An 18,751-nucleotide genomic window follows, 5' to 3' on the forward strand; every position below is an offset into this window, starting at 1 on the left:
ATCCTGCATTAAAAGGGGGATCCCGTATCCCCCTTTCTCTCCCCCTTTTCTCCCCGGCGCGCTGCTGTTTTTTGAGCGGAATCGCGTTAGCATGAGGTCAAACACTTCTCATCTGGGGATCTCATGGCTATCAAACTTATTGCAATCGATATGGACGGCACGCTGCTGCTGCCCGACCACACTATCTCTCCTGCGGTAAAAAATGCGATTGCCGCCGCGCGCGAACGCGGCATCAATGTCGTGCTGACCACCGGACGCCCTTACGCTGGCGTACACAGCTATATGAAAGAGCTGCATATGGAGCGGGAAGGTGACTACTGCATTACCTATAACGGCGCGCTGGTGCAGAATGCCAGCGACGGCAGTACCGTGGCGCAAACTACGCTGAGCTATGACGATTACCTCTATCTGGAGCAACTCTCCCGCGAGGTCGGCTCGCACTTCCACGCGCTGGATCGCAACACGCTCTACACCGCAAACCGCGATATCAGCCCCTATACCGTGCATGAATCTTTTGTCGCCACTATTCCGCTGGTCTTCTGTGAAGCGGAGAAGATGGATCCGCAGACCCAGTTCCTGAAAGTGATGATGATTGATGAGCCGACGATCCTCGACCAGGCGATCGCCCGCATTCCGCAAGAGGTGAAAGAGAAGTATACGGTGCTGAAAAGCGCGCCCTACTTCCTGGAAATCCTGCATAAAAGCGTCACTAAAGGCACCGGCGTTAAAGCCCTTGCCGATGTGTTAAACATCAAGCCGGAAGAGATTATGGCGATTGGCGATCAGGAAAATGATATCGCCATGATTGAGTTCGCAGGCGTTGGCGTGGCGATGGAAAACGCTATTCCGTCGGTGAAAGAGGCGGCAGATTTTGTCACCAAAACCAACCTCGAAGATGGCGTTGCTTACGCGATCGAGAAGTTCGCCCTCAACTAAACCTGTCCCACTCTCCCCGACCCGCGCTCTGCGCGGGTTTTTTTTGCCCCGCGCGCCGTTCTGATAACAATTTGCTTACCAATTGTCGTTTTTGTGATCCAAATTGTAGTACAACACAAAGTGATTGTACTACGATTGCGACATCTCTTGCGGGGAAGTCAGCATATTTGTACTTCAATGTTGAGGGAAATTGCGGCAGAGGCGATAAAGTAGTGGCAGAGAAACCGTTGCTAAGGACGCGTTATGACCATGAATAAAACCGACCGCATTATCGTCTCGCTGGGCCGCCAGATTATCAGCGGCAAATATGTCCCCGGTTCGGCGTTACCCGCCGAAGCTGAGCTGTGCGAAGAGTTTGAAACCTCGCGCAACATCATCCGCGAGGTCTACCGCGCGCTGATGGCAAAGCGGCTGATTGAAATGAAGCGTTATCGCGGCGCGTTTGTCGCCCCGCGTAACCAGTGGAACTACCTCGATACTGAGGTGCTGCAATGGGTGCTGGAGCATGACTACGACCCGCGCTTAATCAGCGCGATGAGTGAAGTGCGAAACCTGGTGGAACCGGCCATCGCCCGCTGGGCGGCGGAACGCGCCACTTCCAGCGACCTGGCAAATATTGAGTCGGCGCTCAACGACATGATCGCCAATAACCAGGACCGGGACGCCTTTAACGAGGCCGATATCCGCTATCACGAAGCGGTGTTGCAATCGGTGCACAACCCGGTGCTGCAACAGTTGAGTGTGGCGATTAGCTCACTGCAACGGGCGGTATTTGAACGGACCTGGATGGGGGATGAGGCGAACATGCCGAAAACCCTCCAGGAACATAAGGCGCTGTTCGATGCGATCCGGCATCAGGACAGCACAGCGGCAGAGCAGGCGGCGCTCACCATGATCGCCAGCTCAACACGAAGGTTGAAGGAAATTACATGACAGCTCGCTACATCGCAATCGACTGGGGATCCACCAACTTACGCGCCTGGCACTTTCAGGATAGCGTTTGCCTGGAGAGCAGGCAGTCTGAGGCGGGTGTGACCCGACTTAATGGCCGATCCCCCGAAGCGGTGTTAGCAGAAGTGACCGAGGGCTGGAGCAGCGAGACCACGCCGGTGGTAATGGCGGGCATGGTCGGCAGCAATGCGGGCTGGAAAATCGCCCCCTATCTGCCCTGCCCGACTACGCTTGACGGCATCGGTGAGCAGCTGACCCAGGTAAAAGAGCGTGTCTGGATCATCCCCGGCCTGTGCGTCTCCAGCGATGACAATCACAACGTGATGCGCGGCGAAGAGACTCAGCTGCTCGGTGCCAGCGAGCTTGCCCCCGCTTCGTTGTATGTGATGCCCGGCACCCACTGCAAATGGGTCGAGGCTGATGAGTATCAGATTCGTGATTTTCGCACCGTAATGACCGGTGAACTGCATCATCTCCTGCTGCGCCACTCGCTGGTGGGCGCAGGGTTGCCGGAGCAAACCGCCAGTGATGATGCCTTCGACGCAGGCCTGACGCGCGGCCTCGCGTCACCTGAGATCCTGCCGCAGCTTTTTGAAGTTCGCGCCGCCCATGTGCTGGGCACCCTTGCGCGCGAACAGGTGAGCGAATTCCTTTCGGGCCTGCTGATTGGCGGTGAGGTGGCGACCATGAACGCCCGCTTCGCCGGTTCGCAGGCAATCACGCTGGTCGCCAGCCCATCCCTCTCCGCCCGCTATCAGCGCGCGTTTCGTGCTATCGGGCGGGTGGTAAACACGCTGGATGGCGACACGGCATTTCAGGCAGGTATCAGGAGGATTGCCCATGCAGTGGCAAACTAAACTTCCGCTGATCGCCATTTTACGTGGCATCACCCCGGATGAGGCGCGCGAGCACGTCGCCGCCATACTCGACGCAGGTTTCGACGCCGTCGAAATCCCGCTCAACTCACCCGACTGGGAGACCAGCATTGGCGATATCGTAGCGAACTTCGGCGATCGCGCGCTGATCGGCGGCGGTACGGTGCTGAAACCGGAGCAGGTCGATCGGCTGGCGGAGATGGGCTGCAAACTGATTGTCACGCCAAATACGCAGCCGGAGGTGATCCGCCGCGCGGTCAGCCACGGCATGACCGTCTGCCCGGGCTGCGCCACCGCCAGCGAAGCCTTCACTGCGCTTGAAGCCGGTGCGCAGGCGCTGAAAATTTTCCCCTCCTCCGCCTTTGGCCCCGATTACATCAAAGCGCTGAAAGCGGTTCTGCCAGCGGACGTACCGGTGTTTGCCGTCGGCGGCGTCACGCCGGAAAACCTGCACCTGTGGCTACAGGCAGGCTGCGTTGGCGCCGGGCTGGGCAGCGATCTCTATCGCGCCGGGCAGCCGGTAAGCCGCACCATCGAGCAGGCGAAAGCATTTGTTAACGCGTATCAAGAGGCTGTGCAATGAAGATAACCAAACTGACGACTTACCGCTTACCGCCGCGCTGGATGTTCTTAAAAATCGAAACCGATGAAGGCGTGGTCGGCTGGGGCGAGCCGGTGATCGAAGGGCGTGCGCGTACCGTTGAAGCGGCGGTGCATGAGCTTGGCGACTACCTGATTGGCCAGGATCCCTCCCGTATCAACGATTTGTGGCAGGTGATGTACCGCGCGGGTTTCTATCGTGGCGGCCCGATCCTGATGAGCGCCATCGCCGGGATTGACCAGGCGCTGTGGGATATCAAAGGCAAAGTGCTCAATGCGCCGGTGTGGCAGCTGATGGGCGGCCTGGTGCGCGACAAAATCAAGGCCTACAGCTGGGTCGGCGGCGACCGCCCGGCAGAAGTGATTGATGGCATCAAAACCCTGCGCACCATTGGCTTCGACACCTTTAAATTAAACGGCTGCGAAGAGTTAGGCATTATCGATGATTCGCGCAAAGTCGATGCGGCGGTCAATACCGTGGCGCAGATCCGCGAAGCGTTTGGCAACGAGATTGAGTTTGGCCTCGACTTCCACGGTCGCGTCAGCGCGCCGATGGCGAAAGTATTAATTAAAGAGCTGGAGCCCTATCGCCCGCTGTTTATTGAAGAGCCGGTGCTGGCCGAGCAGGCGGAGTATTACCCGCGCCTGGCCGCGCAAACCCATATTCCGATTGCTGCCGGTGAACGTATGTTCTCGCGCTTCGAATTTAAACGCGTGCTGGAAGCGGGCGGCATTGCGATTTTGCAGCCGGATCTCTCCCACGCGGGCGGCATCACCGAGTGCTACAAAATTGCCGGTATGGCGGAAGCGTACGACGTGGCGCTGGCTCCGCACTGCCCGCTCGGCCCGGTGGCGCTCGCTGCCTGTCTGCATGTCGACTTCGTCTCGCACAATGCGGTATTCCAGGAGCAGAGCATGGGCATTCACTACAACAAAGGTGCCGAACTGCTCGACTTCGTGAAGAACAAAGAGGACTTCAATATGGAAGGCGGCTTCTTTAAACCGTTGATGAAGCCGGGCCTTGGCGTAGAGATCAACGAAGAGAAAGTGATTGAGCTAAGCAAAAATGCGCCGGACTGGCGTAACCCGGTGTGGCGGCACGCGGACGGTACCGTCGCCGAGTGGTAATGCTCGTCATATTTTGCGCCGCCGGTGCGTTGGCGGTTAAACAAACTATTTAGCGCATTCAGAACATCAAAAATAATTTTTTTCCTACACCCTCTGTATTTAACAGGGCATGGTGAGCGGCTTCGCCATGCCCAAAACCCGGAGACAGACAGTTATGGATATTTCTGTAACGACTGCAAAAACAGGGCGTCGCCGCTATTTGACGCTGCTGATGATCTTTATCACGGTGGTCATTTGTTATGTCGACCGCGCCAACCTGGCCGTGGCCTCTGCCCATATTCAGGAGGAGTTCGGTATTACCAAAGCGGAGATGGGCTACGTCTTTTCCGCCTTCGCCTGGCTCTATACCCTCTGCCAGATCCCCGGCGGCTGGTTTCTTGACCGTGTCGGTTCACGCCTTACCTATTTCATCGCCATCTTTGGCTGGTCGGTCGCCACGCTGTTTCAGGGTTTCGCCAGCGGCCTGCTGTCGCTGATTGGCCTGCGTGCGATTACCGGTATTTTTGAAGCACCCGCTTTCCCGACCAACAACCGCATGGTGACCAGCTGGTTCCCGGAGCAGGAGCGCGCTTCGGCGGTCGGTTTTTACACCTCCGGGCAGTTTGTCGGGCTGGCTTTTCTCACCCCGCTGCTGATCTGGATCCAGGAGCTGCTAAGCTGGCACTGGGTGTTTATCGTCACCGGCGGCATCGGCATTATCTGGTCGCTGATCTGGATTAAGGTCTACCAGCCGCCGCGCCTGACCAAAAACATCAGCCAGGCGGAGCTAGAGTACATCAAAGCGGGCGGCGGCCTGATTGATGGCGATGCGCCGGTGAAAAAAGAGGCGCGCCAGCCGCTGACCAAAGCGGAGTGGAAACTGGTGTTCCACCGCAAGCTGATTGGCGTCTATCTTGGCCAGTTCGCCGTCACCTCAACGCTGTGGTTCTTCCTCACCTGGTTCCCGAACTACCTGACGCAGGAGAAAGGTATCACCGCGCTGAAAGCCGGGTTTATGACCACCGTGCCGTTCCTGGCCGCCTTCTTTGGCGTGCTGCTCTCCGGCTGGGTCGCCGATACGCTGGTGAAAAAGGGCTATTCGCTGGGGATTGCGCGTAAAACGCCGATTATCTGCGGTCTGCTTATCTCCACCTGCATCATGGGCGCGAACTACACCAACGATCCCGTGTGGATTATGACGCTGATGGCGCTGGCCTTCTTCGGCAACGGCTTTGCCTCGATCACCTGGTCGCTGGTGTCGTCGCTGGCACCGATGCGCCTGATTGGCCTCACCGGTGGGGTGTTTAACTTTGTCGGGGGGCTGGGCGGCATTACCGTGCCGCTGGTGATTGGCTACCTGGCGCAGGATTACGGCTTTGGCCCGGCGCTGGTCTATATCTCCGCCGTGGCGCTGATTGGCGCGCTCTCCTACATTTTGCTGGTCGGCGATGTGAAGCGAGTAGGCTAACGCCACGCAATCTTATACCCTGAGGCCTGTTTATGGCTTCAGGGTACTTTCATGAAACAGCTCACCTTCGCCCCGCGCAATCATCAACTGACCAATATCAACACCTGGACGGCGGACAGCCAGTGGCTGGTGTTCGATGTGCGCCCCTCCGGCGCCTCCTTTACCGGCAAAACTATCGAACGCGTCAACGTCCAATCCGGCGACGTTGAGGTGATCTACACCGCAACGGATGGCGCGCATGTCGGCGTGGTGACCGTTCATCCTGAAGCGCAGAAGTATGTGTTTATTCACGGCCCGGAAAACCCGGACGAGGCGTGGCAGTACGATTTCCACCATCGGCGCGGCGTAATAACCGGGCAGGGCCGCACAACCAATCTTGATGCGCTGGATATCACCGCGCCCTACACGCCCGGCGCGCTGCGCGGCGGCTCGCACGTGCATGTCTTTAGCCCGAGCGGGCAGAACATTAGCTTTACCTATAACGATCACGTTATGCATGAGCGCGACCCGGCGCTGGATCTGCGCAACGTTGGCGCCGCGGTGCCATTTGGCCCGGTAACGCCGCCCTGCACCCATCCGCGAGAATATGGTGGCAGCCACTGGTGCGTGCTGGTGAGCCGCACGACGCCGACGCCTGCGCCCGGCAGTGATGAGATCAACCGTGCGTATGAAGAGGGCTGGGTCGGCAACCAGCGGCTGGCGTTTATTGGCGATACGCTCTCCGCCAGCGGCGAAAAAGTGCCGGAGCTGTTTATTGTCGATCTTCCTGCTGATGAGCAGGGTTGGAAAACCGCGGGCGATGCGCCGCTGGCCGGTACAGAGCAGACTCTGCCCGCGCCGCCAAAAGGCGTGCAGCAGCAGCGCCTCACCTTCACCCATCACCGACGCTATCCGGGGCTGGTTACGACGCCGCGCCACTGGGTACGCAGCAACCCGCAGGCGAGCGAGATTGCCTTTCTAATGCGTGACGACAACGGCGTTGTGCAGCTCTGGTTAATCAGCCCGGCGGGCGGCGAGCCGCGGCAGCTAACCCACTGTGAGACGGGGATCCAGTCGGCGTTTAACTGGCACCCTTCTGGCGAGGCGCTGGGGTTTGTGCTGGATAACCGCATTGCGCTGTGCGACGCACTAAGCGGAGAGATAACCTTTTTGACGGCCGATCACGCCAACCCCCCTTCCGGGGATGCGGTGGTCTTCTCACCGGATGGTAAGCAGATAGCCTGGATGGAAGAGGCCGACGGTTTCCGCCAGCTCTGGATGACGCAGACCGGTTACTAAATCAGTGCACCGGCATCGGCGCGGGCGGGATAAGTGAGTTGATAGCCTCATTTTCCCGCTCGCTCTTTTCGACTCTCGCTTTCACCGAGTTATCTCTGCGAAAGAGATCCCAGGGTATCAATAGCGTGTCGAGAAGAGCGGTAAAGGGCATATCCAGCGCCACCAGCGATTTCATACCGATGCCGGTATCGTCATCGGAAATCATCGACGAACTCGCTTTTGTGCCGGGATAAAGCCCCTCTTTGCCGCCCGTATGCGACATCACGCTGGAACAGCCCGAGACCATCACTCCGCAAACCAGTGCAGAAACTATCAAACGCGTTTTCATCATCGATTAATCATCGTTGTTTATTGTCTGAATGCTGTCACGGCGTTTATAGCCCTACGCCTGCGAAAACAACAGCATTCGCGCTCCGCTCTGTGGCGGCATTCGCACTTTAACCCTTTGTGCGGCTACCCCCAGTCTATGCCCTGTCAGAGAAAGTGCAAAAAAAGTCAAAAATTTGCCCTTGAAAAAATTCCCTGCAACCACACTTTATCACTGTAGCCGCAGAACACGCCGCAAGGGTGTTCGGCTATATGGCATGAAGATCGGTCCATTATGGAAGGTCTTACACACTCGCTGATTTCAGGAGCCTTACTATGCGTAATTTTGATCTCTCCCCGCTTTATCGTTCAGCTATCGGTTTTGACCGCCTGTTTAACCTGTTGGAAAACAACCCGAACCAGAGCAATAACGGTTACCCTCCGTACAACGTTGAGTTAGTGGATGAAAACCACTACCGCATTGCTATCGCCGTGGCCGGTTTCGCTGAAAGCGAACTGGATATTACCGCCCAGGATAACTTGCTGGTGGTAAAAGGCTCCCACGCCGCTGAACAGAAAGAGCGCTCCTATCTCTACCAGGGCATCGCCGAGCGTAACTTCGAGCGTAAATTCCAGCTGGCAGAAAATATTCAAATCAAAGGCGCCAACCTGGTGAACGGCCTGCTCTATATCGAACTGGAGCGCGTCATCCCGGAAGAGAAAAAACCGCGCCGTATTGAAATTAACTAATTACGTCGGGTCGCTCGCGCGGCCCACTCCCGACATGCTCGCCGACAGGGGGCATATGTGAGCCGAAAGCTCGCAGGTATTCACTCGCTTCTTTGAAGGAGAAACACAATGCATAACTACGATTTATCCCCGCTTCTGCGTCAGTGGATTGGCTTCGACAAACTGGCAAACGCTCTGCAAACCACCAATGTCGATCAGCAGGCGTTCCCGCCCTACAACATCGAAAAGAGCGACGACAACCACTACCGCATTACCCTTGCGCTGGCCGGTTTCCGCCAGCAAGAGCTGGATATTCAGCTGGAAAATGGTCGGCTGACCATTAAAGGCACGCCGGAAAAACCGGCCAACGAACCGAAATGGCTCCATCAGGGTCTGGTGATCCAGCCCTTTACCCTGAGCTTTACGCTGGCCGATTTTATGGAAGTCTCCGGCGCAACGTTCGTGAACGGCCTGCTGCATATCGATCTGCTGCGCAACGTGCCCGAAAGCGCCGAACCGCAACGCATCGCCATTAGTTCGCGCCCGGCGTTGAATAGCTAAAACAGCGCATAAAACCGCTAAGCCCTGCTTTCTGAGCAGGGCTTTTTTGTTTCTTTTGCAGGCTGGTATACACTGGAGCCATTGCGGCATTCAGGAGACGGCTATGCTTGGCGAAGAGCTTGAGATTGAAGGACTTATCGGCGTTGGGCGCGCGCAGCTTAGGCTTGAACCTAACCAGCGAATTTATACCTTTATCGGCCCCAATGGCGTCGGTAAAACCAAAATGCTGGAAGCGCTGTTCCAGTTCATGTTTTTTAATAATGAGCTGGTAAAAAAATCCCTCGATTCTATCGATCAGGTTTTCTTCAAGTTCAAATCCGTCGCCACCAATCGCCCGGAACCTTATACGGTTCAGCGGGAAAGTGACGATTCTCCCTTATGGCAAATTGCCCGCGGTTATTTTCCCTCGTTGACCGCGAATACGTTCCCGGTGGTATTTCTCGGCGCCCAGGCGCGCGGAAAAATCGAGACGCAATCAAGCGTAACTAACACCTCGCTGGGCAATCTTGAGAACCGCAGAAAGTATTACTTCCAGACGCTGACCCGGCAGATGGAGGCGGATTTCGGCTCCATGAATATGTCAGCCAGTATTCAGGAGTGGTTTATTTCAATTGCCCGCTCCTCTAACCGCTGGCAAAAAAGTGAAGATAACCGCGAAGTGGAAATTTCGACTGTTATCCGCTTATTGCACGAAATTGATGCGCGAATCGATCCGGAGTTTTTACAGATTAGCGGCGACGATCGGGTGAGCCTGAAAGTTGACGGCCAGGTGAGAGAAATTAGCCAGCTCAGCTCCGGTTTTACCTCCATCCTCAAACTGATTCAGGCGATTGTTTCCGGCTACGGCTATTTCACCAATGAAAGCAATATTCAGAAGGTGAAGGGCGTTGTCTTTATCGATGAAATAGAGAGCCACCTGCACCTCTCCTGGCAGGCGAATATCGTGCCGTTGCTCAAGAAGCTGTTTCCTAATACGACCTTTTACATCACCACGCACTCCTCTGTTGTTCTCGCGCAGCTTAAAGAGGGTGAAGCGTATAACCTCTATCGCGACGGTGATGGCGTTGTGAAGACGAAAAAAATCGCCGCGCCGAATAAAGCCGCGCTGGCCGATATACTGAAAGAGGTATTCAGCGTTGATCTAAACCAGATGAAGCTTGAGAACAGCAGCGCCGACGAGCAGCAGGATGCAAAAGCGAACTTATTACGCTTGCTCAACCAGCAGGAGAAAGAGTAATGACACGGAGAGTTTTGCTGGATACCAACCTTCTGATTGCAGCATTTGATAAAAGCGGCAGAACATCTGTGGAAATGAAAACCTCCGCGATAACAATGCTTACTCAGCTACTGGCTGACGATGATGTGGCGCTGTTTATTACGCCGTTGATTCGCTATGAAGTGTTGCGTGGCGTCAGTTGGTCAAATAAAGCGGACTTTGATGAACTTCAGGCCACCCTGAACGGTTTTCCCGAACTGGATATTACGCGCGATATCTCTGAACTGTCGGCCAATCTGTTCCGTTTCGATAGCTGGCAGGCGGCGCAACCCGGTGCCGCAGCGCGTAACCTGGAGAAACGAAAGTTTGACGTGTTTCATTTCAGCAGCGCGCACTGCAATACCCTTGAGCTCTGCTCCAACGATTCGGATATCGGGCGCATCCGTCAGTTACATCAATCCTATGATGTAGCAGCCAGTAACCTCTGACAAACCTACTGCCTGGTGGCGCTTCGCTTACCAGGCCTACGGCATGATGCAATCTAAGGCATCGCCGCCACCCGGCAGATAAGGCTCCGCATGCGGAGCCTTTTTTATTCAGGCATGCACGCTCTGCAAAAAACGCTGGCGCCAGGGTTTCAGCACAAAGAGGGCGAGCAGCGCGCAGAGAATATCGAGCGTGATTGCACAGCCAAACACCAGGTTCCAGCTACCAGTTTGCTGATAGAGCAGCGCCGCCAGCGGGCCGCCGAAAATCGAGCCGATCCCCTGCGAGATATAGAGCCAGCCATAGTTTGAGGTAGCATGCTGCGTACCGAAGGTGTCGGTGAGGGTGGCAGGAAAGAGCGAGAAGATTTCGCCCCAGCCGAAAAAGACCACCCCGGAGAGCAGCACAAACAGCAGCGGATCGTCTTTGCACAACAGCCACAGCGCCATCGCGCACCCTTCCAGACCGAAGGCGACAAACATCATGTTTTCGCGCCCAATCCGGTCCGAGATATAGCCGCACACCGGGCGCGTTAAGCCATTCATAAACCGGTCGATGGTCATCGCCAGCGGCAGCGCCGCCATGCCAAGCACCGTGACGGCGGTAATACCGAAATCGTCGGCGAAAATCGCCATTTGCGAGGTGACCATCAGCCCAGAGGTGGACATCATGGTCATCATGATAAACATCAGCCAGAACAGCGGCTTGCGCAGCATCTCTTTTGGCGCGAAGCTCTTCTCGCTCATCTTCAACGGGCTGCTCACCGGCTGCGCGCTGGCATGCTGCGGCGCGCGTAACCCCTGGCTGGCAATAAAACCGATGGCGGCCATCAGCAGGCCGAACTGCCACAGTGTGCTCTCCAGCCCTTTGGCGGCCAGCGACTGCGTCACCGGAAAGGTGGTAAGGATCGCGCCCATACCGTAGCCTGCCGCCACCATCCCTGTGGCAAAGCCGCGTTTTTCGGGGAACCAGCGCACCATCAAACCGACCACGCCGATATAGACAATGCCGGTGCCGCCGATCACGCCGTAACAGAGATAGAGCCCCGTCAGGCTGCTGATGTTCGCCGTCAGCATCCAGCTCGCGCCGCTCAGCACGGTGCCAATGGCAATCAACCGGCGCGGGCCAAACTTATCAATCAGCTTGCCCTGGAAGGGGGAAAAGAAGGTTTGCAGAATAATCAGCAGTGAAAAGGTGAGCTGGATCTCCGCCAGCGGGACGCCCAGCTTGGCCATAAACGGCTTTGCCAGCAGCGCCCAGACATATTGCGGGCTGGAGATGGAGATCATGCACAGTAAGCCCAGCGCCAGTTGCACCCATTTCTTCGACGGGCTTGCTACCACTACGCTGGTTAAGGTTGTATTTGTCATTCTGCCACCCTGTTGTTAACAAAAGTGGAGTTGTGCATTAACCATGCCATAACCTGCCAGCGCACTAATCCTCAGGAGAGAGTTAGCAGGCGCAGGGTTTCGCCTGTGGGTAAACGCCTCAGCTATGCGTTAATTGAGAGCAGCATCACATTATATGGTGCGCGGTTCGCCACATTAGAGGGCGCGAAAAGCCCTGCACTTTGTGCGCCATCGCCCATAAAACGGTCCTCTTCTCTGCGAGAATTAGCCTAATCATCATGGAAAAGGATTGAATCATGAGTGAGATAGCGTTAATGGTCAGCGTGCTGGCGCTGGTGGCAGTGGTTGGGCTGTGGATCGGCAACATCAAAATACGCGGCATCGGCTTTGGCATTGGCGGCGTGCTGTTTGGCGGGATTATTGTCGGGCACATCGCCGATCGGTTGGGAATAACGTTAAGCGGCCCGATGCTGCTGTTCGTGCAGGAGTTCGGCCTGATCCTCTTCGTCTACACCATTGGCATCCAGGTCGGGCCAGGGTTCTTTGCCTCGCTGCGCGTCTCGGGGCTGCGCCTCAACCTCTTCGCCATCCTGATTGTGCTGCTGGGCGGCCTGGTCACGGCGATCCTGCATAAACTCTTCGCCATTCCGCTCCCGGTGGTGCTCGGTATCTTCTCCGGCGCGGTGACCAACACGCCCGCCCTGGGTGCCGGGCAGCAGATCCTGCGTGATTTGGGCCTGCCCGTCGAACAGCTGGATGTGATGGGCACCAGCTATGCGATGGCCTACCCGTTCGGTATCTGCGGTATTTTGCTGAGCATGTGGCTGCTGCGGGTGCTGTTTCGCGTCAATGTGGATGAGGAGGCCCGCAAGCACGACGCCACCCTCAATAGCGGCGTCTCGCATATTCGCACCATCAATGTTCGGGTGGAAAACAGCAACCTCAATAATATGGCGATTCAGGATGTGCCGCTGCTCAACAGCGACAAAATCATCTGTTCACGGCTGAAACGGGACGAGCTGCTGATGGTGCCCTCGCCCACCACGGTAATTCAGGCGGGCGATCTGCTGCACCTGGTCGGCCTGCCGCGCGATCTGCATAACGCCCAAGTGGTGATTGGCAAAGAGGTCGAGACCTCCCTCTCAACGCGCGGCACCGATCTGCGCGTTGAGCGGGTGGTGGTGACCAATGAAAAAGTGCTGGGCAAAAAGATCCGCGACCTGCAGCTGAAAGAGCGTTATGACGTGGTGATTTCGCGCCTCAATCGCGCCGGGGTGGAACTGGTGGCCAGCTCCGACGCCAGCCTGCAGTTCGGCGATATCCTCAACCTGGTTGGCCGACCGGCGGCGATTGAGGCGGTGGCCAGCGAAGTGGGCAACGCGCAGCAAAAATTACAGCAGGTGCAGATGCTGCCGGTGTTTATCGGTATCGGCCTCGGCGTGCTGCTCGGCTCGGTGCCGCTGTTTATTCCCGGCTTTCCGGTGGCTTTAAAACTTGGGCTGGCGGGTGGGCCGCTGATTATGGCGCTGATCCTCGGGCGTATCGGCACCATCGGCAAGCTCTACTGGTTTATGCCGCCGAGCGCCAACCTGGCGCTGCGCGAGCTTGGCATTGTGCTGTTTCTGGCGGTGGTCGGCTTGAAGTCCGGCGGTGATTTCTTTGCCACGCTAACCCACGGCGAAGGCGTGAGGTGGATGTGTTACGGCATCTTTATTACCGCCATTCCGCTGCTGACCGTCGGCGTGCTGGCGCGGATGCTCGGTAATATGAACTACTTAACCCTCTGCGGTATGCTGGCCGGGTCGATGACCGATCCACCGGCGCTGGCCTTCGCCAATAACCTGCATGCCACCAGCGGCGCGGCGGCGCTCTCCTATGCGACGGTCTATCCGCTGGTGATGTTTTTGCGCATTATTACCCCTCAACTCCTGGCGGTGCTATTTTGGGGCATGGGCCAGGCGTTTTAACCTGGGGAATGGCCTGTTTTATAAGGAGTGTTGATGAAAATCTCCCGCGTCGGCGAAGCGCCCGATTACCGCTTTTCGCTGGCCAACGAGCGCACCTTTCTTGCCTGGATCCGCACTGCGCTGGGCTTTCTCGCCGCGGGTGTCGGCCTCGATCAGCTGGCACCGCAGTTTGCCACACCGCTGATCCGCGAAACGCTGGCGCTGCTGCTCTGCCTCTTCGCCGGGGCGCTGGCGCTGTATGGCTATCTGCGCTGGTTGCGTAATGAGAAAGCGATGCGCTTAAAAGAGGATCTGCCCTATACCCGTACTCTGCTGCTCATCAGCGTGGCGCTGGCGGCGGTCGCCGCAGTGGTGATGGTGCTGGTGTTCTATGCCGGATAGCCGCAAAGTGCGCCGCGCCGTCGACCCTGGTTTGCAGCCAGAGCGCACCTCGCTCGCCTGGCTACGCACGCTGTTCGGCTATGGCGCGCTGATGGCGCTGGCGGTAAAGCATAACTGGCAGCAATCGGGCACGCCGTTCTGGATCTCCCTCGCGCTGCTGGCGCTGGTGGCGGGCATTCTCTGGCGTTATACCCATCTGCGGCAGCGAATGGATGTGAACGCCGGTGACTTCGCGCTGCCCGGCAGCGTGCGTGACAAGCTGCTTATCGCCCTTGGCGTCTTCTCTCTCGCCCTGCTGTTCGCCGTTACCCATATTCGCCAGTTATGGCTTCTGCTCTGAGTGCGGGAAAAATTTATTACGCTTTGCCGCTACGCGCGCTGAGCAAAAGCATGCTAAATACATGTAATCACCCCCGATTTTCGCAAGGTCAACCGTGTTAAAGCCACTGATTGCTGTTGTTATGTTGCTGGCGGCAACCGCTGTGTATGCCGCCGATACTCCGCTGACGGCGGCGCGTTACGCGCAGCAGTTGGGCGTTGGCATGGACGTTGACTGGGCGCGCACCGAGCGCGGCATTCGCGAATTTGACCCGTTAGTGGTGCGTGATTTTTACAACGCCGGTATTCGCCATGTTCGTATTCGCGTGGCGGATAATATGACCGAAGCGCGGCTGATTCACCTGCGTAAGCTGGTCGAAGCCTGTGAAGCCTATGGCGTGACGCCGATCATCGCTTATCAGGCCGATGGTTTTAAAGCCGATCCCAACGCAAAAACCGAAGCGCAACTGGTGGCCTGGTGGACGACCGTCGGGCAATTTTTTGGCAGCGAGCATCCGACGCTCGGTTTTGATGTGATTTATGAACCTGCCGACAAACTGAACCGCGATCTGCCCGCCTTGAATCGTACTTACGATAATGTCGTGCGCACTCTGCATCAGATTGATGCCCAGCGTATGATCTTCATCGCCCCGCGATTGCGCGCCGCGCCTGAGGATCTCGCCTCGCTGCGGCTGCCTGCGCACAGCCAGAACTACCTGCTGGCGGAGTGGCATATCTTTCCGTGGGGGCCGCTGAAAAGTAACGGCAAATACCCGTGGACTTCCGGCACGGCGGCCGAAAAAGCGGCGATCCGCGCCCGTATCGCTGCGGCGCTGCGCTGGCAGCAAAAAACCGGCCACGCCAGTTGGGTCGGTGGCTGGGCGGTGGGCGAGTCGATAAAAAATGCGCCGACCGTCTCGCAGATGGCCTTCGCCCGCTTTATGGCCTGCGAGCTGAACCGGGCGAAAATCCCGTATGCGATCAATGCCGATACGCAGTTTTATGATGGTGAAGAGGGCGCATGGCGGCCTGCGCCCGCGCCGCTGCTAAAAGAGATGATTGCGCCGACCTGCGAAAAGCCCGACCTGAAGCCGGGCCATCATGAGGTCAAACCGCCTGTTCGTGGTGGCCAGGGCGCGACGCCAGCGGCAGCCAGCACAACACAATCAGCAGCCCGGCCAGCGTCATCAGCATCCCAAGGCTAAACTGGCTGTTTTGCGGCAGCTGCGCAGAGAGCCACGCCAGCCCGCCGGAGCCCATATTTTGCAGGCCGCCAATCAGCGCGCCCGCCGTACCGGCCAGGAAGGGGAACGGCTCCATCGCGCCGCTGGTTGCCAGCGGAAAGAGCATCCCGGCACCGAAGAAGAAGAGCGCGGCGGGCACCACTAAGGTCCAGATAGTCATCACGCCAAGGATTCCGGGGATCCACATCAGGATACCGGCCAGCAGGCAGCTTAACGACGCCTGCCACATCAGCGTAGTGAAGCGTTTATTCTGCCGTCCGGCAAACCATGCGCCGAAAAACGCCGCCGGAATAGGCAGGATAAACAGCACGCTCACCATCATACTGTTTAGCCCCAGTACGCCGCCCATCAGCACCCCAGAGCAGGCTTCAAACACCGCGATGCCCGCCAGGCCGCCGATCAACATCAGCAGATAACAGCTAAACGCGCCGTTACCGAGCAGGGTTTTATAGCTGGTGATCAGCCGCGAGCGCGGCGCATCCAGCGGACGCGTTTCCGGCATCCAGCGCGCCATGCTGTAGGTGACAATCACACACAGCACCAGTAAGAAGATAAAGCAGGCGCGCCAGTTCACCAGCGTGTTGAGCACGCCGCCAATCAGCGGTGCCAGCAGCGGGCTGACCAGAATACCCATATTTAACAAGCTATTGGCATGCCGAAGCTCGCTGCCCGCATAGAGATCGCGCGGCAGGGTGCGCGCCATCACGCCGCCGACGCCGGTGCCGACGCCCTGTAAGGCGCTGGCGAGGATCAGCACCAGCAAGCTGTTGGTGGTGATAGCGATAAGCGTCGCCAGCATAAAAATGGACATGCCCGCGAGGATCACCGGGCGGCGTCCCACTCTGTCCGCCAGCGGGCCGTAAAAGAGTTGCGAGACGCCATAGGTCAGCAGGTAGGCCGCCATCACGCTCTGCACCGCCCCTTTACTTACCGCCAGATCGTGCGCCATATCGGCCATCGCCGGAATATAGATGGTTTGCGCCATTTGGCCGACCGCGACCAGAAGCACCAGCATCAATAACAAATTGACGTTTCTCTGCCTTTTCATATCGATGATTACTTTTAAAAAGAGAAGAATTATAGAATATATGGCTGCAATGCAGCCCAGGTTGCGGAGGAATCTACCACAAGGCGTGAGATGAGCCACCAGGTGACTCACTAATTGGCAAAGGGTGCCAGGCAGGATTTCTAAACAATTATCGGCAACTTTTGTTGCCAGAATGATCTACGAGAGACGCAGCAGGATCGCCCCGGCGGCAATACCGCAGGCGGCGACAACGCGCACGCCTGCCACGCGCTCTTTGAGCACAAAGCAGGCTAACAGCGCGCCGAAAAGTATTGAGGTTTCGCGTAGCGCAGCCACTACCGCCAGCGGCGCTTGCGTCATCGCCCATAGCGCCAGGCCGTAGGAGCCGAGCGTACCGATGCCGCCCGGCAGCCCTGATTTCCAGTTAGCAACCAGATAACGGGAAACCGCGTGGCGGCGCGCGACCATTGCCCACAGCAGCAGGCAGAAACCGTTGAGGAAGAAGGTCCAGAGGGTGTACCCGAGCGCCGTGCCGGAGAGACGCACGCCGGTACCATCCACCAGCGTATAGCTGGCGATAAAGCAGGCGTTGAGCAGCGCCAGCCAGATCCCGGTGCGCGACTGGCTGCGCCCGTTAAATGCCATGCCGAGAATCGACAGGCAGATCACCGCAATCCCGCTCCACGCCACCGCGCTCAGGGCATCACCGAGAAACAGCACGCTGACTAACGCCACCAGCAGCGGCGCGGTGCCGCGCATCAGCGGGTAGGTCTGGCTCATCTCTGAGACCTGGTAGGTTTTGGCGACCAGCACGGTATAAACCACCTGCAGAGCACAGGAGAGGGCGAGATAGGGCGCGCTGGCAAGCGTTGGCTGGGGAGAAAAAGGGAGCAATATCAGCGCAATTAGCGCGGCAAATCCGCTCACGGCAATGGCGGAATAGAGCTTATCGCTGCCCGCTTTGACAATGGCGTTCCAGCTGGCGTGGAGCAGTGCGGCGAAGAGCAGAATGCAGAAAACCGAAAGCGTCATGGCGACCTGCGCACGGGAAATGTCACCGAAATGTAACATGACCGGCGCAAGGCACGCCAGAACGCGAATAGTAAAGAGGGGCGGTTGCCCGCCCCCCTTTGGTGCGACTTGAACCTGAGTTAACGAACAAATTTCAGGACTGCTTCAAGTAGTTGCAACAAGGCAACAATGAGTTTCAGGATCAGGATAACCATCTCCGTCTGGCCCATACGCATCTCCTCAGGTAAAGGAGCACCGGCTGACTTACCTTTCCGCTGCCTGTTATCAGCCGTGTTGTTGGCGTAACGCAGTGTGCTCTCAAGGGGTTAAGGCGCTGACGGCACCACCCGTTTCAGCCAGGACTTAGCGCGCCGTAGTTGCGGCCCCCACACAGATGCGCAACATCAGTATATGCGAGTACTGTATTTATATACAGTAATTATTGGTTGTTTTTGCGCCATTGAGCCATACTTAATGCGGATGATTATGTGTAAAAATTGCGCAACCGGACGATATAGCGTATAGTTCCGCTGTTGACGTAACGCAGTGTGCTTGCGGTCACCAGCCGCAAAAAGCTGCAAAAAAAACCTCGCTCCGGCGGGGTTTTTTGTTGTCATTTCGGCAATAAGAAATGTGATCAATGGCCCACTTTGCTGCCGGTGCGTAAAAAGCAGTTGTCGGCGAATGATTCCTGTGTTTGTATAAATCTCGTTAATGACATAAAAATTGTTCACACAACAACAGGTCCCCCATGAACGCTGCCACTAAACCGATGAACCTACTAAAAACCGCGCACAACGCCGCGGTGGTCGTCGTGCGTGTGGTGGTGGTCGTCGGCAATGCGCCGTAGGGTCCGGAACAACACACGATTCCAAAACCCCGCCGGCGCAAACCGGGCGGGGTTTCTTGTTTTATCCCTCCCGGAAAGTCGGCCCAGAATA

At 57.2% G+C, this 18,751-nt stretch carries 21 protein-coding genes; 16 read left to right on the forward strand and 5 right to left on the reverse strand.

Annotation, left to right across the window (positions count from 1 at the left end; translation table 11 throughout):
• Window positions 1-123 precede the first annotated feature (123 nt).
• From yidA to IAE48_RS17145, 7 genes are all read left to right on the forward strand, one after another.
• A complete protein-coding gene (gene yidA, locus IAE48_RS17115; protein ID WP_124966927.1) occupies window positions 124-936 on the forward strand; it encodes a sugar-phosphatase in 813 nt (270 codons plus the stop codon).
• A 243-nt stretch (window positions 937-1,179) separates the two neighbouring features.
• The gene (gene dgoR, locus IAE48_RS17120; protein ID WP_042715123.1) at window positions 1,180-1,869 is read left to right on the forward strand and encodes a D-galactonate utilization transcriptional regulator DgoR; all 690 of its coding nucleotides are present in this window, start codon (window positions 1,180-1,182) and stop codon (window positions 1,867-1,869) included.
• A complete protein-coding gene (locus tag IAE48_RS17125) occupies window positions 1,866-2,744 on the forward strand; it encodes a 2-dehydro-3-deoxygalactonokinase (RefSeq protein ID WP_200135084.1) in 879 nt (292 codons plus the stop codon). Before dgoR ends, IAE48_RS17125 begins: the two co-directional genes overlap by 4 nt.
• A complete protein-coding gene (locus IAE48_RS17130; protein ID WP_094422665.1) occupies window positions 2,728-3,345 on the forward strand; it encodes a 2-dehydro-3-deoxy-6-phosphogalactonate aldolase in 618 nt (205 codons plus the stop codon). The genes IAE48_RS17125 and IAE48_RS17130 overlap by 17 nt, the downstream gene beginning before the upstream one ends.
• Complete coding sequence (gene dgoD / locus IAE48_RS17135; protein ID WP_200135085.1) at window positions 3,342-4,490, forward strand: galactonate dehydratase; 1,149 nt, start codon at window positions 3,342-3,344, stop codon at window positions 4,488-4,490. Before IAE48_RS17130 ends, dgoD begins: the two co-directional genes overlap by 4 nt.
• A gap of 109 nt (window positions 4,491-4,599) precedes the next feature.
• The gene (locus IAE48_RS17140; RefSeq protein WP_124966930.1) at window positions 4,600-5,937 is read left to right on the forward strand and encodes an MFS transporter; all 1,338 of its coding nucleotides are present in this window, start codon (window positions 4,600-4,602) and stop codon (window positions 5,935-5,937) included.
• Between the two features lie 51 nt (window positions 5,938-5,988).
• Entirely contained in the window at window positions 5,989-7,215 is a 1,227-nt protein-coding gene (locus IAE48_RS17145; RefSeq protein ID WP_200135086.1) for a DUF3748 domain-containing protein, read from the forward strand.
• 1 nt (window position 7,216) lies between these two features.
• On the opposite strand, the gene IAE48_RS17150 is transcribed toward IAE48_RS17145, so the two are convergent.
• Complete coding sequence (locus IAE48_RS17150) at window positions 7,217-7,546, reverse strand: YceK/YidQ family lipoprotein (RefSeq protein WP_042715115.1); 330 nt, start codon at window positions 7,544-7,546, stop codon at window positions 7,217-7,219.
• Between the two features lie 311 nt (window positions 7,547-7,857).
• On the opposite strand from IAE48_RS17150, the gene ibpA reads away from it, so the two are divergent.
• The 4 genes from ibpA to IAE48_RS17170 all read left to right on the forward strand — a co-directional run bounded on the left by ibpA (window position 7,858) and on the right by IAE48_RS17170 (window position 10,515).
• A complete protein-coding gene (ibpA, locus tag IAE48_RS17155) occupies window positions 7,858-8,271 on the forward strand; it encodes a small heat shock chaperone IbpA (protein WP_042715112.1) in 414 nt (137 codons plus the stop codon).
• Between the two features lie 108 nt (window positions 8,272-8,379).
• Window positions 8,380-8,811 carry a small heat shock chaperone IbpB gene (gene ibpB / locus IAE48_RS17160; protein WP_200135087.1) on the forward strand — a complete coding sequence of 144 codons (432 nt, stop codon included), beginning with the start codon at window positions 8,380-8,382 and terminating at the stop codon, window positions 8,809-8,811.
• Window positions 8,812-8,914: 103 nt separating this feature from the next.
• Window positions 8,915-10,048 carry an AAA family ATPase gene (locus IAE48_RS17165; protein WP_200135088.1) on the forward strand — a complete coding sequence of 378 codons (1,134 nt, stop codon included), beginning with the start codon at window positions 8,915-8,917 and terminating at the stop codon, window positions 10,046-10,048.
• The gene (locus IAE48_RS17170) at window positions 10,048-10,515 is read left to right on the forward strand and encodes a PIN domain-containing protein (protein ID WP_200135089.1); all 468 of its coding nucleotides are present in this window, start codon (window positions 10,048-10,050) and stop codon (window positions 10,513-10,515) included. The genes IAE48_RS17165 and IAE48_RS17170 overlap by 1 nt, the downstream gene beginning before the upstream one ends.
• A gap of 108 nt (window positions 10,516-10,623) precedes the next feature.
• On the opposite strand, the gene oxlT is transcribed toward IAE48_RS17170, so the two are convergent.
• Window positions 10,624-11,883, reverse strand: a complete 1,260-nt coding sequence (oxlT, locus tag IAE48_RS17175) for an oxalate/formate MFS antiporter (RefSeq protein WP_200135090.1) — start codon at window positions 11,881-11,883, stop codon at window positions 10,624-10,626.
• Window positions 11,884-12,158: 275 nt separating this feature from the next.
• Here oxlT and IAE48_RS17180 point away from each other — a divergent pair, with 275 nt between their 5' ends.
• From IAE48_RS17180 to IAE48_RS17195, 4 genes are all read left to right on the forward strand, one after another.
• Window positions 12,159-13,829 (forward strand): putative transporter, encoded by a 1,671-nt coding sequence (locus IAE48_RS17180; RefSeq protein ID WP_200135091.1) that lies wholly within the window; start codon window positions 12,159-12,161, stop codon window positions 13,827-13,829.
• Between the two features lie 33 nt (window positions 13,830-13,862).
• Window positions 13,863-14,210, forward strand: coding sequence for a YidH family protein (locus IAE48_RS17185; RefSeq protein WP_042715102.1), 348 nt, complete (start codon window positions 13,863-13,865; stop codon window positions 14,208-14,210).
• Window positions 14,200-14,550, forward strand: a complete 351-nt coding sequence (locus IAE48_RS17190; RefSeq protein WP_200135092.1) for a DUF202 domain-containing protein — start codon at window positions 14,200-14,202, stop codon at window positions 14,548-14,550. The genes IAE48_RS17185 and IAE48_RS17190 overlap by 11 nt, the downstream gene beginning before the upstream one ends.
• Before the next feature lie 94 nt (window positions 14,551-14,644).
• Window positions 14,645-15,733, forward strand: a complete 1,089-nt coding sequence (locus tag IAE48_RS17195) for a cellulase family glycosylhydrolase (RefSeq protein ID WP_200135093.1) — start codon at window positions 14,645-14,647, stop codon at window positions 15,731-15,733.
• Here IAE48_RS17195 and emrD read toward each other — a convergent pair.
• The 3 genes from emrD to tisB all read right to left on the reverse strand — a co-directional run bounded on the left by emrD (window position 15,636) and on the right by tisB (window position 18,046).
• Window positions 15,636-16,820 carry a multidrug efflux MFS transporter EmrD gene (gene emrD, locus IAE48_RS17200; RefSeq protein WP_200135094.1) on the reverse strand — a complete coding sequence of 395 codons (1,185 nt, stop codon included), beginning with the start codon at window positions 16,818-16,820 and terminating at the stop codon, window positions 15,636-15,638. The genes IAE48_RS17195 and emrD overlap by 98 nt on opposite strands.
• Window positions 16,821-16,997: 177 nt before the next feature.
• Window positions 16,998-17,831 (reverse strand): DMT family transporter, encoded by an 834-nt coding sequence (locus IAE48_RS17205; protein ID WP_094423020.1) that lies wholly within the window; start codon window positions 17,829-17,831, stop codon window positions 16,998-17,000.
• Window positions 17,832-17,950: 119 nt separating this feature from the next.
• The gene (gene tisB, locus IAE48_RS24370) at window positions 17,951-18,046 is read right to left on the reverse strand and encodes a type I toxin-antitoxin system toxin TisB (protein ID WP_076769296.1); all 96 of its coding nucleotides are present in this window, start codon (window positions 18,044-18,046) and stop codon (window positions 17,951-17,953) included.
• A gap of 515 nt (window positions 18,047-18,561) precedes the next feature.
• Between tisB and ivbL the strand changes: the two genes are divergently transcribed.
• Complete coding sequence (gene ivbL / locus IAE48_RS17215) at window positions 18,562-18,660, forward strand: ilvB operon leader peptide IvbL (RefSeq protein ID WP_124966939.1); 99 nt, start codon at window positions 18,562-18,564, stop codon at window positions 18,658-18,660.
• Window positions 18,661-18,751: the final 91 nt, after the last annotated feature.

It is taken from the genome of Kosakonia sp. S57, assembly GCF_016516575.1.
Classification (GTDB): domain Bacteria; phylum Pseudomonadota; class Gammaproteobacteria; order Enterobacterales; family Enterobacteriaceae; genus Kosakonia; species Kosakonia cowanii.

Excerpts from the sequence above, each read along its gene's own strand:
- yidA (WP_124966927.1), top strand. The coding sequence starts at position 124 with ATGGCTATCAAACTTATTGCAATCGATATGGACGGCACGCTGCTGCTG.
- dgoR (WP_042715123.1), top strand. The coding sequence starts at position 1,180 with ATGACCATGAATAAAACCGACCGCATTATCGTCTCGCTGGGCCGCCAG.
- IAE48_RS17125 (WP_200135084.1), top strand. The coding sequence starts at position 1,866 with ATGACAGCTCGCTACATCGCAATCGACTGGGGATCCACCAACTTACGC.
- IAE48_RS17130 (WP_094422665.1), top strand. The coding sequence starts at position 2,728 with ATGCAGTGGCAAACTAAACTTCCGCTGATCGCCATTTTACGTGGCATC.
- dgoD (WP_200135085.1), top strand. The coding sequence starts at position 3,342 with ATGAAGATAACCAAACTGACGACTTACCGCTTACCGCCGCGCTGGATG.
- IAE48_RS17140 (WP_124966930.1), top strand. The coding sequence starts at position 4,600 with ATGGTGAGCGGCTTCGCCATGCCCAAAACCCGGAGACAGACAGTTATG.
- IAE48_RS17145 (WP_200135086.1), top strand. The coding sequence starts at position 5,989 with ATGAAACAGCTCACCTTCGCCCCGCGCAATCATCAACTGACCAATATC.
- IAE48_RS17150 (WP_042715115.1), bottom strand. The coding sequence starts at position 7,546 with ATGATGAAAACGCGTTTGATAGTTTCTGCACTGGTTTGCGGAGTGATG.
- ibpA (WP_042715112.1), top strand. The coding sequence starts at position 7,858 with ATGCGTAATTTTGATCTCTCCCCGCTTTATCGTTCAGCTATCGGTTTT.
- ibpB (WP_200135087.1), top strand. The coding sequence starts at position 8,380 with ATGCATAACTACGATTTATCCCCGCTTCTGCGTCAGTGGATTGGCTTC.
- IAE48_RS17165 (WP_200135088.1), top strand. The coding sequence starts at position 8,915 with ATGCTTGGCGAAGAGCTTGAGATTGAAGGACTTATCGGCGTTGGGCGC.
- IAE48_RS17170 (WP_200135089.1), top strand. The coding sequence starts at position 10,048 with ATGACACGGAGAGTTTTGCTGGATACCAACCTTCTGATTGCAGCATTT.
- oxlT (WP_200135090.1), bottom strand. The coding sequence starts at position 11,883 with ATGACAAATACAACCTTAACCAGCGTAGTGGTAGCAAGCCCGTCGAAG.
- IAE48_RS17180 (WP_200135091.1), top strand. The coding sequence starts at position 12,159 with ATGAGTGAGATAGCGTTAATGGTCAGCGTGCTGGCGCTGGTGGCAGTG.
- IAE48_RS17185 (WP_042715102.1), top strand. The coding sequence starts at position 13,863 with ATGAAAATCTCCCGCGTCGGCGAAGCGCCCGATTACCGCTTTTCGCTG.
- IAE48_RS17190 (WP_200135092.1), top strand. The coding sequence starts at position 14,200 with ATGCCGGATAGCCGCAAAGTGCGCCGCGCCGTCGACCCTGGTTTGCAG.
- emrD (WP_200135094.1), bottom strand. The coding sequence starts at position 16,820 with ATGAAAAGGCAGAGAAACGTCAATTTGTTATTGATGCTGGTGCTTCTG.
- IAE48_RS17205 (WP_094423020.1), bottom strand. The coding sequence starts at position 17,831 with ATGACGCTTTCGGTTTTCTGCATTCTGCTCTTCGCCGCACTGCTCCAC.
- tisB (WP_076769296.1), bottom strand. The coding sequence starts at position 18,046 with ATGCGTATGGGCCAGACGGAGATGGTTATCCTGATCCTGAAACTCATT.
- ivbL (WP_124966939.1), top strand. The coding sequence starts at position 18,562 with ATGAACGCTGCCACTAAACCGATGAACCTACTAAAAACCGCGCACAAC.